Origin of the sequence: Streptomyces sp. B1I3 (assembly GCF_030816615.1) — a bacterium.
In the GTDB taxonomy this organism is placed as follows: Bacteria; Actinomycetota; Actinomycetes; order Streptomycetales; family Streptomycetaceae; genus Streptomyces.
Map to the genome: position 1 here is coordinate 2,761,934 of NZ_JAUSYD010000001.1, position 12,794 is coordinate 2,774,727.

General features: G+C 71.0%; 11 protein-coding genes and 1 pseudogene. 7 read left to right on the top strand and 5 right to left on the bottom strand.

Annotation, left to right across the window (positions count from 1 at the left end):
• The 5 genes from QFZ58_RS12435 to QFZ58_RS12455 all read left to right on the top strand — a co-directional run bounded on the left by QFZ58_RS12435 (window position 1) and on the right by QFZ58_RS12455 (window position 7,275).
• Window positions 1-684 carry a spermidine synthase gene (locus QFZ58_RS12435; protein WP_307124990.1) on the top strand — a complete coding sequence of 228 codons (684 nt, stop codon included), beginning with the start codon at window positions 1-3 and terminating at the stop codon, window positions 682-684.
• A gap of 233 nt (window positions 685-917) precedes the next feature.
• Window positions 918-1,655 carry a response regulator transcription factor gene (locus QFZ58_RS12440; RefSeq protein ID WP_014154105.1) on the top strand — a complete coding sequence of 246 codons (738 nt, stop codon included), beginning with the start codon at window positions 918-920 and terminating at the stop codon, window positions 1,653-1,655.
• Window positions 1,652-2,728 carry a HAMP domain-containing sensor histidine kinase gene (locus tag QFZ58_RS12445; RefSeq protein WP_307124991.1) on the top strand — a complete coding sequence of 359 codons (1,077 nt, stop codon included), beginning with the start codon at window positions 1,652-1,654 and terminating at the stop codon, window positions 2,726-2,728. Before QFZ58_RS12440 ends, QFZ58_RS12445 begins: the two co-directional genes overlap by 4 nt.
• Before the next feature lie 258 nt (window positions 2,729-2,986).
• A complete protein-coding gene (locus QFZ58_RS12450; RefSeq protein WP_307124992.1) occupies window positions 2,987-6,844 on the top strand; it encodes a multifunctional oxoglutarate decarboxylase/oxoglutarate dehydrogenase thiamine pyrophosphate-binding subunit/dihydrolipoyllysine-residue succinyltransferase subunit in 3,858 nt (1,285 codons plus the stop codon).
• A 248-nt stretch (window positions 6,845-7,092) separates the two neighbouring features.
• The gene (locus QFZ58_RS12455) at window positions 7,093-7,275 is read left to right on the top strand and encodes a DUF6104 family protein (protein WP_003961784.1); all 183 of its coding nucleotides are present in this window, start codon (window positions 7,093-7,095) and stop codon (window positions 7,273-7,275) included.
• On the opposite strand, the gene QFZ58_RS12460 is transcribed toward QFZ58_RS12455, so the two are convergent.
• On the bottom strand, window positions 7,276-8,148 hold the full coding sequence (locus QFZ58_RS12460) for a hypothetical protein (protein ID WP_307124993.1): 873 nt from the start codon (window positions 8,146-8,148) through the stop codon (window positions 7,276-7,278).
• 255 nt (window positions 8,149-8,403) lie between these two features.
• On the opposite strand from QFZ58_RS12460, the gene QFZ58_RS12465 reads away from it, so the two are divergent.
• Together QFZ58_RS12465 and QFZ58_RS12470 are read left to right on the top strand one after the other, a co-directional pair.
• Complete coding sequence (locus QFZ58_RS12465; protein WP_307124994.1) at window positions 8,404-9,264, top strand: DUF4097 family beta strand repeat-containing protein; 861 nt, start codon at window positions 8,404-8,406, stop codon at window positions 9,262-9,264.
• A 1-nt stretch (window position 9,265) separates the two neighbouring features.
• Window positions 9,266-10,255 (top strand): PadR family transcriptional regulator, encoded by a 990-nt coding sequence (locus tag QFZ58_RS12470; protein WP_307124995.1) that lies wholly within the window; start codon window positions 9,266-9,268, stop codon window positions 10,253-10,255.
• 147 nt (window positions 10,256-10,402) lie between these two features.
• On the opposite strand, the gene QFZ58_RS12475 is transcribed toward QFZ58_RS12470, so the two are convergent.
• From QFZ58_RS12475 to QFZ58_RS12490, 4 genes and pseudogenes are all read right to left on the bottom strand, one after another.
• Complete coding sequence (locus QFZ58_RS12475) at window positions 10,403-10,975, bottom strand: Clp protease N-terminal domain-containing protein (protein WP_307124996.1); 573 nt, start codon at window positions 10,973-10,975, stop codon at window positions 10,403-10,405.
• On the bottom strand, window positions 10,975-11,184 hold the full coding sequence (locus tag QFZ58_RS12480) for a helix-turn-helix domain-containing protein (protein ID WP_307124997.1): 210 nt from the start codon (window positions 11,182-11,184) through the stop codon (window positions 10,975-10,977). Before QFZ58_RS12480 ends, QFZ58_RS12475 begins: the two co-directional genes overlap by 1 nt.
• Window positions 11,185-11,216: 32 nt before the next feature.
• Window positions 11,217-11,674, bottom strand: a pseudogene (locus QFZ58_RS12485) (GNAT family N-acetyltransferase).
• An 86-nt stretch (window positions 11,675-11,760) separates the two neighbouring features.
• The gene (locus QFZ58_RS12490) at window positions 11,761-12,726 is read right to left on the bottom strand and encodes a zinc-binding dehydrogenase (protein ID WP_307124998.1); all 966 of its coding nucleotides are present in this window, start codon (window positions 12,724-12,726) and stop codon (window positions 11,761-11,763) included.
• Window positions 12,727-12,794 lie beyond the last annotated feature (68 nt).

Consider the following 12,794-nt stretch of genomic DNA (forward strand, 5'->3'; position numbering starts at 1 on the left):
ATGTCCGCCACGCATGCCCCCAGCCCCGTCACCCTCGACCGGCGTGAAGGGCCGTACGGCGAGGTCGTCCTGCGGGAGCGCGGCGACGACTACGAGATCATCGCCAACGGGTGTTTCCTGATGGACACCTCCGACGGGCGCTCCGAACGGCTGCTGATCGACGCGGCCCTCGCCGCCCTCCCCGCCGGCCGACCGGACCCGTCGGTGCTCGTCGGCGGGCTGGGCGTCGGCTTCTCGCTGGTCCGCGCCGCCGCCGAGCGGCGGTGGGGCCGGATCTGCGTCGTCGAGCGCGAGCAGGCCATCGTGGACTGGCACACCGAGGGGCCGCTCGGCCGGATCTCCGCAGGGGCCCTCGCCGATCCGCGGACCCGGATCATCCGCGCGGACCTCGTCGATCACCTCCGGACGACCACGGAGCGTTACGACGCCCTCTGCCTGGACATCGACAACGGCCCCGACTGGACCGTCACCGAGGACAACGAAAGCCTCTATTCGCCCACCGGTCTGGCCACCTGCCGGGCGCGTCTGACCCCCGGCGGAGTCCTCGCGGTGTGGTCCGCGCAACCGTCCCCGGCCTTTGAGACAGCGCTGCGGAATGCCGGATTCCACGCGGTACGGACCGAAGAAGTAGCCGTTGCCCGAGGTGTACCGGACGTGGTCCATCTCGCACTCGCCGCCGACTGAACCCCCTCTCGGTACCCACAGACCCGGCGCGCCACGGGCCGAGCGGCACGAGGCCGCCGCTCCGCCGTGCCCGCCGGGGTAACGGCTTCACGTCGGACAACACCCTGCGTAGCCGAGAGCCGTCCTCTGCCTTTACGCTGCTGACCGGCACAAGGGATCACCGACGACATCCACAAGCGATAAACCGTGCCTCCGGGGGAATGGCCCCCGCGAGAACGGGCAGGGGCGGGGCGATGGAACAGACACACACCACCCACAACGGCGTCGCGGCCACCCCCGGGGCTCAGCGCCGGGTGCTGGTGGTCGAGGACGACGCGACGATCGTCGACGCCATTTCCGCCCGGCTGCGGGCCGAGGGCTTTCTGGTGCAGACCGCACTGGACGGGCCGGCGGCCGTGGACGCGGCCGAGGCCTGGCAGCCCGACCTGATGGTGCTCGACATCATGCTCCCGGGCTTCGACGGCCTGGAGGTCTGCCGGCGCGTACAGGCCCAGCGGCCCGTCCCGGTGCTGATGCTCACCGCACGGGACGACGAGACCGACATGCTGGTCGGCCTCGGGGTCGGTGCCGACGACTACATGACCAAGCCGTTCTCGATGCGCGAGCTGGCCGCGCGCGTCCACGTCCTGCTGCGGCGGGTCGAGCGGGCCGCGCTGGCCGCGGTCACCCCGCGCAGCGGCATCCTTCGCCTGGGCGAACTGGAGATCGACCACGCCCAGCGCCGGGTGCGGGTCCGCGCCGACGACGTCCACCTGACGCCGACCGAGTTCGACCTCCTGGTGTGCCTGGCCAACACCCCGCGCGCCGTGCTCTCCCGTGAGCAGCTGCTCGCGGAGGTCTGGGACTGGGCGGACGCCTCGGGGACCCGCACGGTCGACAGCCACATCAAGGCCCTGCGCCGGAAGATCGGCGCCGAGCGCATCCGTACCGTGCACGGCGTCGGGTACGCCTTGGAGACCCCCGCGCCATGACCCGGCCCGGCTCCGGACTGCGGCCTTTCTCGATCAAGGCCAAGCTGGGCACGCTCGTCGTGATCTCGGTGTTCATCACCACGGGACTCCTGATCGTCGCCCTGCGGACCAGGACCGAATTCCGGTTCATCACGGTCTTCTCGGTGATCGCCACGCTGCTGATCACCCAGTTCGTGGCCCATGGCCTGACGGCACCGCTGGACGAGATGCGCGCCGTGGCCCGGTCGATCTCGCACGGTGACTACACGCGGCGGGTGAGCGGCGCCGGACGGCGTGACGAACTCGGCGACCTGGCACAGACGATCAACCGCATGGCCGACGACCTGGAGGCGGAGGACCGGCACCGCAAGGAGCTGGTGGCCAACGTCTCCCACGAGCTGCGGACCCCCATCGCCGCACTCCGGGCCGTCCTGGAGAACGTGGTGGACGGAGTGTCCGCCGCCGATCCCGAGACGATGCGGACGGCGCTGAAACAGACCGAGCGCCTCGGCAGGCTGGTGGAGACCCTCCTGGACCTCTCACGCCTGGACAACGGCGTGGTGACGCTGAAGGCGCGCCGCTTCGAGGTGTGGCCCTACCTCTCCGGCGTGCTGAAGGAGGCGAATCTCGCGGCCTCGCAGCGCCGGCTCTCCTCCGGTTCCGGCAACCACTCCCGTACGGACGTCCATCTGCACCTCGACGTGTCGCCGCCGGAGCTGACGGCCCACGCGGACGCGGAGCGTCTGCACCAGGTGGTCGCCAACCTGATCGACAACGCCGTCAAGCACAGCCCGCCGCACGGCCGGGTCACGGTATTGGCGCGGCGCGGGGCGTACCCCGAGTCACTGGAGCTCGAGGTCATCGACGAGGGACCGGGCATCCCGGAGCCTGAGCGGCACCGGGTCTTCGAGCGGTTCAACCGGGGCCAGGCGCCGTCCCCGCACGGGCCCGGCAGCGACGGCGGTACCGGCCTGGGACTGGCGATCGCCCGGTGGGCGGTGGATCTGCACGGCGGCCGCATCGGTGTGGCCGAATCAGCCCGGGGCTGCCGGATCCAGGTCACCCTTCCGGGGAACCAACAGCTACACGCTTGACCCCGCGTTCGAACCGGAGGGCCTCGTTCTCCCCTGCGCCCGAGAAGAGATACGGTCCAGGGGGCCGCACTGTCGGCCTCGCGTACCCGAAGTGCAGCGGAACCCCGCTTGTTTCCCGCCATTTCATGCGCCGAAACCCGGCTTCCGATGTGATGTGCACGACGAAGACCGGCCCGGCCTGCACGTTACGGCTGGGGAGGCGTAGCCTTGATTTCCGCTGTCCATCACCTTGTGAAGCGGAAGAGGGCGGTTGCCGCCGTGTCGTCTCAGTCCCCCAGTAACTCGAGCATCTCGACCGATCAAGAAGCAGGCTCCGGGTCCAACCCGGCGGCCGCTTTCGGCCCCAATGAGTGGCTCGTCGACGAGATCTACCAGCAGTACCTCCAGGATCCCAATTCGGTCGATCGCGCCTGGTGGGACTTCTTCGCCGACTACAAGCCGGGCACATCCGGCACGGCGGACAAGCCCGTTCCCACAGCTGCGGCCGCGTCGCCCCAGGCGCCGGCCCCCTCGGCCGTGAACTCGGTCGACAACGCCGCTCCGGCCAGGACCGAGGCGCCCGCCGCGGCCCCCGCCGCACCTGCGGTTCCCGCTCCGGCGAAGGCGGCGGCTCCCGCGCCGGCCTCCCAGTCCGCGCCCACCGCACCGGCCAAGGCCGCGGCACCGGCGGCCGCGCCCGCCAAGGCCGCCCCGGCGCCCGCGAAGGCCGAGGCCCCCGCGAAGGCCGACGCCTCCACGGAGGCCCCGGCCGGCCCCGAATACGTGACGCTGCGCGGCCCGTCGGCCGCCGTCGCGAAGAACATGAACGCCTCGCTGGAGCTGCCGACGGCCACGTCCGTCCGCGCCGTCCCGGTGAAGCTGCTCTTCGACAACCGCATCGTCATCAACAACCACCTCAAGCGCGCCCGCGGCGGGAAGATCTCCTTCACGCACCTCATCGGGTACGCGATGGTGCAGGCCCTCAAGGCCATGCCGTCGATGAACTACTCCTTCGCGGTCAAGGACGGCAAGCCGACCCTGGTCAAGCCGGAGCACATCAACCTCGGCCTGGCCATCGACCTGGTGAAGCCGAACGGCGACCGCCAGCTGGTCGTCGCGGCCATCAAGAAGGCCGAGACGCTCAACTTCTTCGAGTTCTGGCAGGCGTACGAGGACATCGTCCGCCGCGCCCGTGTCGGCAAGCTCGGCATGGACGACTTCACCGGCGTCACCGCCTCGCTGACGAACCCCGGCGGCATCGGCACCGTCCACTCGGTGCCCCGCCTGATGCCCGGACAGGGCCTCATCATGGGCGTCGGCGCGATGGACTACCCGGCCGAGTTCCAGGGCACCTCGCAGGACACGCTCAACAAGCTGGGCATCTCGAAGGTCATGACCCTGACCTCGACGTACGACCACCGGGTCATCCAGGGTGCCGCGTCGGGTGAGTTCCTGCGCGTCCTGGCCCAGCTCCTGCTCGGCGAGAACGAGTTCTACGACGAGATCTTCAAGGCGCTGCGCATCCCCTACGAGCCGGTCCGCTGGCTCAAGGACATCGACGCCTCGCACGACGACGACGTCACCAAGGCCGCACGGGTCTTCGAGCTGATCCACTCCTACCGGGTCCGCGGTCATGTGATGGCCGACACCGACCCACTGGAGTACCGCCAGCGCAAGCACCCCGACCTGGACATCACCGAGCACGGCCTCACCCTGTGGGACCTGGAGCGCGACTTCGCGGTCGGTGGGTTCGCCGGCAAGACGATGATGAAGCTCCGCGACATCCTCGGTGTCCTGCGTGAGTCGTACTGCCGCACCACCGGCATCGAGTTCATGCACATCCAGGAGCCGAAGGAGCGCAAGTGGCTCCAGGACCGGGTGGAGCGTCCGCGCCCGGCACCGGAGCGCGAGGAGCAGCTGCGGATCCTGCGCCGCCTCAATGCCGCCGAGGCGTTCGAGACGTTCCTGCAGACCAAGTACGTCGGTCAGAAGCGATTCTCCCTGGAGGGCGGCGAGTCCGTCATCCCGCTGCTCGACGCGGTCATCGACTCCGCGGCCGAGGCCCGCCTCGACGAGGTCGTCATCGGCATGGCCCACCGCGGCCGGCTGAACGTCCTGGCGAACATCGTCGGCAAGTCGTACGCGCAGATCTTCCGGGAGTTCGAGGGCAACCTCGACCCGCGGTCGATGCACGGCTCCGGCGACGTGAAGTACCACCTGGGCGCCGAGGGCACCTTCACCGGTCTGGACGGCGAGCAGATCAAGGTCTCGCTGGCCGCCAACCCCTCGCACCTGGAGGCCGTCGACCCGGTCCTCGAGGGCATCGCCCGCGCCAAGCAGGACATCATCAACAAGGGCGGCACGGACTTCACGGTCCTGCCCGTCGCGCTCCACGGCGACGCGGCCTTCGCCGGCCAGGGCGTCGTCGCCGAGACGCTGAACATGTCGCAGCTGCGCGGCTACCGCACCGGCGGCACCGTGCACGTGGTGATCAACAACCAGGTCGGCTTCACCGCCGCCCCGGAGTCCTCGCGCTCCTCGATGTACGCCACCGACGTGGCGCGCATGATCGAGGCGCCGATCATCCACGTCAACGGCGACGACCCGGAGGCCGTGGTCCGCGTCGCGCGCCTCGCCTTCGAGTACCGGCAGACGTTCAACAAGGACGTCGTGATCGACCTCATCTGCTACCGCCGCCGCGGTCACAACGAGGGCGACAACCCGGAGTTCACCAACCCGCAGATGTACACCCTGATCGACAAGAAGCGCTCGGTGCGCAAGCTGTACACCGAGTCCCTCATCGGTCGTGGCGACATCACGCTGGAAGAGGCCGAGCAGGCCCTCCAGGACTTCCAGGGCCAGCTGGAGAAGGTCTTCGCGGAGGTCCGTGAGGCCACCTCGGCGCCGTCCCAGCCGCATGTCCCGGACGTGCAGGCGGAGTTCCCGGTCGCCGTGAACACCTCGGTGTCCTCGGAGGTCGTCAAGCTGATCGCCGAGTCCCAGGTCAACATCCCCGACGGGATCACCGTCCACCCGCGTCTGATGCCGCAGATGCAGCGTCGCGCCGCCTCGGTGGAGAACGGCACGATCGACTGGGGCATGGGCGAGACCCTGGCCATCGGTTCGCTGCTGATGGAGGGCACCCCGGTCCGGCTCGCCGGCCAGGACACCCGCCGCGGCACGTTCGGCCAGCGTCACGCCGTCCTCGTCGACCAGAAGACCGGCGAGGACTACACCCCGCTGCTCTACCTCTCCGAGGACCAGGCCCGTTACAACGTCTACGACTCGCTGCTCAGCGAGTACGCGGCGATGGGCTTCGAGTACGGCTACTCGCTGGCCCGCCCGGAGTCCCTGGTGATCTGGGAGGCCCAGTTCGGTGACTTCGTCAACGGCGCGCAGACCGTCGTGGACGAGTTCATCTCCTCGGCCGAGCAGAAGTGGGGCCAGACCTCCGGCGTCACGCTGCTGCTGCCGCACGGTTACGAGGGCCAGGGCCCGGACCACTCGTCCGCCCGGCCGGAGCGTTTCCTGCAGATGTGCGCGCAGGACAACATGACGGTCGCGATGCCGACGCTCCCGTCGAACTACTTCCACCTCCTGCGGTGGCAGGTGCACAACCCGCACCACAAGCCGCTGATCGTCTTCACGCCGAAGTCGATGCTCCGCCTCAAGGCGGCGGCGTCGAGCGTCGAGGAGTTCACCACCGGCGGCTTCCGCCCGGTGATCGGGGACGAGACGGTGAAGCCCGAAGCGGTCCGCAAGGTCGTCTTCGTCGCCGGCAAGCTCTACTACGACCTCGACGCCGAGCGCGAGAAGCGTGGCGACACGGAGACGGCGATCATCCGTCTGGAGCGTCTGTACCCGCTGCCGGGTGCCGAGATCCAGGCCGAGATCGCCAAGTACCCGAACGCCGAGAAGTACCTGTGGGCCCAGGAGGAGCCGGCGAACCAGGGTGCCTGGCCGTTCATCGCGCTCAACCTGATCGACCACCTGGACCTGGCCGTCGGCGCCGACGTCCCGCACGGTGAGCGCCTGCGCCGCATCTCGCGTCCGCACGGCTCGTCCCCGGCGGTCGGCTCGGCCAAGCGCCACCAGGCGGAGCAGACCCAGCTGGTCACCGAGGTGTTCGAGGCCTGATCCCAGGGACGTCGAGGGCCGAGGCTCCCGGCGACCCGGCCAGTTGTCGTACACCACCGAGGGCCCGGCCCCGCGAGTCGATCGCGGGGCCGGGCCCTCGGTGGTGGCTACGGCAGGCGTCCCTCGGCCGGGCTGCGGGCCGAGCCGACTCTCGGTGGAGCTGACGGCCGGGACCGCCGTCCGGCGGTTCGCGCGACGCCATACCCTTGCAATGACTACTACCGTCCCCACCCGGAGCGAGCACAGGCATGTATTTCACGGACCGTGGCATCGAGGAACTGGAGAAGCGGCGCGGCGAGGAGGAGGTCACCTTCGAGTGGCTCGCCGAACAACTGCGCACGTTCGTCGATCTCAACCCCGACTTCGAGGTTCCCGTCGAGCGCCTCGCGACCTGGCTGGCCCGGCTGGACGACGAGGACGAGGACGAGTAGTCACCGCGCGGGGCCCGCCGCCCCGCCGGACGCCCGCCCCCTGAACCTGTCGTACGCCAGCCCGAGCACGCCCTGCACCAGCAGGAGCAGGCCGGCCGCGACCCAGCCCCCGCTGCGGCGGCGGGCCCCCCACAGGGTGAGCGGCAGCCCTGCGGCGACCTGCGCCGCGGCCACCGCGCGGGCCTTCGGGCCGAGCATCCAGGGGCCGAGGCTGCCGCTCTCGACGGCGTCGAGTTCCACCCGCACCGCATCGCGCCAGCCGCCCCACTCGATCTGTCGCACCTCACGGTGGGCCCCGGCGGAGGCGCGCAACCGGTCGGCGGGTTCGCCGGGGACCAGTCCGGGCGGCAGCGACAGCCCGGTGCGGACGAGCACGGCCAGCAGCCCGGCCAGCCGGGCCTCGGCGTCCGCCTCCGGGTCCGCGCGCGTGAGCGTGTCGAGCGCCTCTCCGTCCAGGACGGGATCGAGCCCCAGCCGGGCGGCGAACGACCGCATGGCCTCGTCCTCACCTACGGGGGTGCCGTCGGCCAGCCAGACGTAGCCGACCGGGCGGCGGAAACCCGCCGCCAGCGTGTAGCCGGCCCTCTCCCTGTCCCACCAGAGGGCGAGACAAGGCCAGGCGGAGCCTACGGCGAGTGCGGTGGCCCAGCCGCCGACGACCCGGTCGACGGGCTCCGGGCCCGCCTCGCCCGGCGCGGTGGCGTCGGCCTCGTGGCCGTCCCGCTGCCAGGGCTTCCCTTCGGGAACGAGCGCGCTCCAGCCCTCCCCGGCGGGCACGAGCAGCATGGACTCCTGCAGGAGGTGGGCCAGGGGCCGTACGGTCTCGGGGTCGGCCCGGCACAGCACCAGGGCGCCCACGGATGTCGCGGTCATGGTCCATACGCTAGGGCAGTTTGCGTACATATGGCGCCTTTACAGATCTTTCGGGCACGCTCCCCGGCCCTCCTTCCTCCACTCGGCCACCCCTCCCTCCTCCCCACCCCTGCCTGACCTTTCCCCACCCGGCCCTCCCCTCCCTCGGTCGACCTCCTCCCGGATTCACCCTTGACTTCGAGAACCCGCGATATATCGTGTTCCCAGGAGACGCGATATGTTGCGTCGTCCAGCACCCCAAGGAAGGTCGGATTCATGCCTGAGTCGAGGTGGAACGTCGCCGAGCCGCAGAAGCTCACGTTCGACGAGCCCGTGACCGCGCTCCATGTGCGCATCGTCGACGGCGCCGTCAACGTCGTCGGCACCGACGAGGCGACAGCCCACCTGGAGGTCTCCGAGATCGAGGGCCCGCCCGTGATCGTGACCCAGCAGGGCGGCACGATCACCGTGGCCTACGAGGACCTGCAGTGGAAGGGATTCCTCGCCTGGCTGGACCGCAAGGCGCCGCGCCGCCGGGCCGTCGTCTCGCTCGCCGTGCCGTCCGGCGCGGCGGTCGAGGTCGGAGTGATCGGCGCCGGGGCCGTCGTCTCCGGGATCCAGGGGCGCACGGAGCTGCGCGGCATCTCGGGCGACACGACGCTGGTCGGGCTCACGGGCTCGGTCCGCGCCGAAACCGTCTCCGGCGGCCTCGAGGCGCAGGGAGTCACCGGCGATCTCCACTTCCAGTCCGTCTCCGGCGATCTGACGGTCGTCGACGGGGCCGGCACATCGGTCCGGGCGGAGTCCGTCACCGGTGACATGGTGCTCGATCTCGGCACGTCCGGGAAGCCGACCGACATTCGGCTGACCACGGTGTCCGGCGAGGTCGCCATCCGGCTCCCGCACCCCGCGGACGCCAAGGTCGAGGCGAACACCGCGAGCGGTGCGGTCTCCAACGCCTTCGAGGACCTCCGGGTCGGCGGCCAGTGGGGGGCGAAGAAGATCACCGGCACACTCGGCGCGGGCACGGGGAAGCTGAAGGCGACCACCGTCTCCGGATCGATCGCCCTGCTGCGCCGCCCACCAGCCGAGGACGACGACCTGCTCGACCCCGAGCCGACCGGAAAGGTGCTCTGACATGCCTCCCGTATTCGCCCACGGCCGTCTGCGCCTCTACCTCCTGAAGCTGCTGGACGAGGCCCCGCGCCATGGTTACGAGGTGATCCGGCTCCTGGAGGAGCGTTTCCAGGGGCTGTACGCGCCGTCGGCCGGCACGGTGTATCCGCGGTTGGCCAAGCTGGAGGCCGAGGGCCTGGTCACCCATGCCACCGAGGGCGGCCGCAAGGTGTACTCGATCACCGATGCCGGGCGCGCCGAGCTGGCCGGCCGTGGCGGCGAGCTGGCCGACCTGGAACTGGAGATCGGGGAGTCGGTCTCCGGGCTCGCCGCCGAGATCCGCGACGACGTGCGCGGCGCGGCGGGCAAGCTGCGCAGCGAGATGCGGGCGGCGGCGTCCGAGTCACGGCACACGGCCAGTAGTGGACGGAGCGGCTGGGAGCCCGACTTCGGGGACGGCTTCCGCGAGAGCGAGGCCTGGCGCACTGCCAAGGAGGAGCTGCGCAAGGCCAAGCAGGAGTGGAAGGAACAGGCCCGCCGGGCGAAGGAGGAGTCCCGCCGCGCCCGGGAGGACGCCGACCAGGCCCGCCGCCAGGCGCAGGAGGCTCACGAGAAGGCGCGCGAGCAGATGCAGAACGCCGCACGCCAGGTGCAGGAGCACTTCGCCCGCGGTGACTGGCCGACGGGTGTGCGCGAAGGGCTGGCCGAGATCACCGGCCAGCTGGGCGGCTTCGCCAGGACCGGCAGCTGGCCCTCGTTCAGCAGGCCGGACCCTGCGGCCCCGGACATCGAGTGGGCCGCGGACACGACCGCCACGGGTGATCCGGCTCGCGACCTGGACCGCCTGCTGGACCGCTTCCGCGACGACATCCGGGACGCGGCGCGGGACCGTGGCGTCACGGACGCCCAGCTCGCGGAAGCCCGCGGTCACTTGGCCGCGGCCGCGATCCGGATCGACACGCTCCTGCGCGAACCCACCGAGGACGGGGCGGGCCCGCGCAAGAAGTCCTGACCGCCCGGTGATGTCCACAGCCTGACGGCCACCACGCCCCCGTCCGCCCTCCACTCCGTTCGCCCTGCTCCCTCGGGAAGCGCGGGCGGCCCTGAACGCGGCGGGGCGGGCGGTCCCGGGCGCGGTGGGCGGGTGGGCGGCGCCCGGTCAGACGGCTTCGGCCTGCCCCCGGCCCTCGTCGCCGTACAACGCGCGCTCCACCGTCGTGTACGTCGCACCGTGATCCGCCAGGACGTCGGCGACCACCCCGGAGCAGGCGGTCAAGGCCAGCAGCAGGTGTTCCTCGCCGATGAAGCGGTCTCCGCGACCCAGCGCGATGCGCAGCGACTTCACCAGGATGCCCTTCGCGCCGGCCGCGAAAGGGCGGTGCCCCGACCACCACCGCCGGTTCCCGCGGTCGCCCGCCAGGGCACCCGCGCCGTGCGCACCCTCGACACGGGCCACGATCTCCGTGACGTCGATGCCGATGCCCGCCAGCGCCTCGGTGTCGGCCTTGGTGAGTCCGCCGCGCCGCCGGGCTTCGGCGAGCTGCGCCTCCACCGAGCCCCGGTGGTCGACGAGCCCCAGGGCCGCGAGGGCGAAGGAGGAGCGGCTGCCCGTCCGGTCCAGCAGGGAGAGCAGCAGATGTTCCTCGGTGACGGAGTCTGCCCCGATCCGCTCGGCGTGGGTCACCGCGCCGGTGACTGCGGCCCGGGCCCCTTGGGTGAAGCGCTCGAACATCAATGCCTCCCGTACTTCTTGTGCACGGCCTGCCGGCTGACACCCAGCTCGGCAGCGATCTCCTGCCACGACCAGCCCTGCATACGGGCACTTCTCACCTGGACGCTTTCCAGCTGCTCCAGCAGTCGCCGCAGCGCGGCGACGGCGCGCAACCCGACGCGCGGGTCGTGGTCACCCGCGCGGGTGGCGAGTTCCGTTGCTTCGGTCATGGCGTCAACTTACGTTGACACGGAAAGGCGTGTCAACCGATGTTGACAGGGTCGGAGGCGAGGCGTGCGTGGCGCTCCACGTCGTGCCGGACGTCCCGGTGGCGGAGCTTTTGCCGCTCGACGCCCTCCACGGCGAAGCCCACCCGCCGGGCCACCGTGCAGCAGCCGGGTTGTTCGTCCCGTCCTGGCCGAGTTCCAGCCGGTACAACCGAGCTCGCCGAAGGCCCACCGGGCGGGTGTTCGCACACCGGCGGTGGCGACGCCCGTCACGCGCGCCTCCTCGGTGGTCCAGTACGAGCCCCAGCCGGTGTCATGGGCGTGGTTCACCGCCGCCACGGCCACACAACCGAGCATCACGCCCCCGCGAACAACGGCCCACGCGCAGCCCGTGCCCGCCGCCCACCGGTCCTCGCGCTCGGCGACCCATGCCAGGGCCTCGGACTCGGCGGTGACGGTGCAGCCCGCCTCACGAGGCGTCTCGACCTGGCATGAACGCCCGGAGCGCGGCGGGGGCGTCACAGGGGTGTCAGGGCCGCAGCGAGAACCCCTCGGGAGTCCCGACTTCCACCGCGTCCGTCATGAGGTGCTGAGCACGATCTTCCCGAACAGGTCTCCGGCGGCGAGCCGCTCGAATCCCTCGCGGGCCCGGTCCAGCGGCAGGGTCGCGTCGATGACGGGCCGCACCCCAGTGGCCGCGCAGAACGCCAGCAGGTCCTCCAGCTCGTCCTTGGAGCCCATCGTGGAGCCGACCACCCTGAGCTCCAGGAAGAAGATCCGCGTCAGCTCGGCATGGGAGGGCCGATCGCCGCTGGTCGCTCCCGAGATGACCAGCGTGCCGCCCGGCCGCAGCGACTTGACCGAGTGCGACCAGGTGGCGGCCCCGACCGTCTCGATGACGGCGTCGACACGGCGGGGCAGCCGTGCGCCTGGCTCGTACGCCTCGATGGCACCCAGCTCGACGGCCCTCTCACGCTTGGCCTTGTCGCGGCTGGTGGCGAACATCCTGAGCCCGGCGGCCTTGCCCAGCACGATCGCGGCGGTGGCCACGCCACCGCCGGCGCCCTGCACCAGTACGGAATCGCCGGGCCGGACACCCGCGTTGGTGAAGAGCATCCGGTACGCCGTCAGCCAGGCGGTCGGCAGGCAGGCCGCCTGTTCGAAGGTGAGTTCCTTCGGCTTGGGAAGGACGTTCCAGCTGGGGACGGTGACCTGCTCGGCGAACGTGCCCTGATAGCGCTCGGTCAGGATGGAGCGGGGCTCGTCCGGACCGACGCCGTGGCCGGTCTGGCCGATGACCGAGTGGAGGACGACCTCGTTGCCGTCCTGGTCGATCCCGGCGGCGTCGCAGCCGAGGATCATCGGCAGCTTGTCCTCGGCGAGGCCCACACCCCGTAGGGACCAGAGGTCATGGTGGTTGAGGGACGCGGCCCGGACCTGGACGGTGGTCCACCCGGGCCGTGCCTCCGGTGCCGGGCGCTCGCCCAGCTCGAGGCCGTCGAGGGGCTGGTCACGGTCGATGCGTGCGGCGTAGGCGGCGAACATGGGCACGACCCTAGAGCGTGACGCCCCGTGACGTAACCATCCGATGGTGTGACACACACCCCAGCCGC

Coding starts and splice junctions, on each gene's coding strand:
- QFZ58_RS12460 (WP_307124993.1), bottom strand. CDS start 8,148: ATGACCGCGACATCCGTGGGCGCCCTGGTGCTGTGCCGGGCCGACCCC.
- QFZ58_RS12455 (WP_003961784.1), top strand. CDS start 7,093: ATGTATTTCACGGACCGTGGCATCGAGGAACTGGAGAAGCGGCGCGGC.
- QFZ58_RS12445 (WP_307124991.1), top strand. CDS start 1,652: ATGACCCGGCCCGGCTCCGGACTGCGGCCTTTCTCGATCAAGGCCAAG.
- QFZ58_RS12470 (WP_307124995.1), top strand. CDS start 9,266: ATGCCTCCCGTATTCGCCCACGGCCGTCTGCGCCTCTACCTCCTGAAG.
- QFZ58_RS12490 (WP_307124998.1), bottom strand. CDS start 12,726: ATGTTCGCCGCCTACGCCGCACGCATCGACCGTGACCAGCCCCTCGAC.
- QFZ58_RS12465 (WP_307124994.1), top strand. CDS start 8,404: ATGCCTGAGTCGAGGTGGAACGTCGCCGAGCCGCAGAAGCTCACGTTC.
- QFZ58_RS12440 (WP_014154105.1), top strand. CDS start 918: ATGGAACAGACACACACCACCCACAACGGCGTCGCGGCCACCCCCGGG.
- QFZ58_RS12435 (WP_307124990.1), top strand. CDS start 1: ATGTCCGCCACGCATGCCCCCAGCCCCGTCACCCTCGACCGGCGTGAA.
- QFZ58_RS12475 (WP_307124996.1), bottom strand. CDS start 10,975: ATGTTCGAGCGCTTCACCCAAGGGGCCCGGGCCGCAGTCACCGGCGCG.
- QFZ58_RS12480 (WP_307124997.1), bottom strand. CDS start 11,184: ATGACCGAAGCAACGGAACTCGCCACCCGCGCGGGTGACCACGACCCG.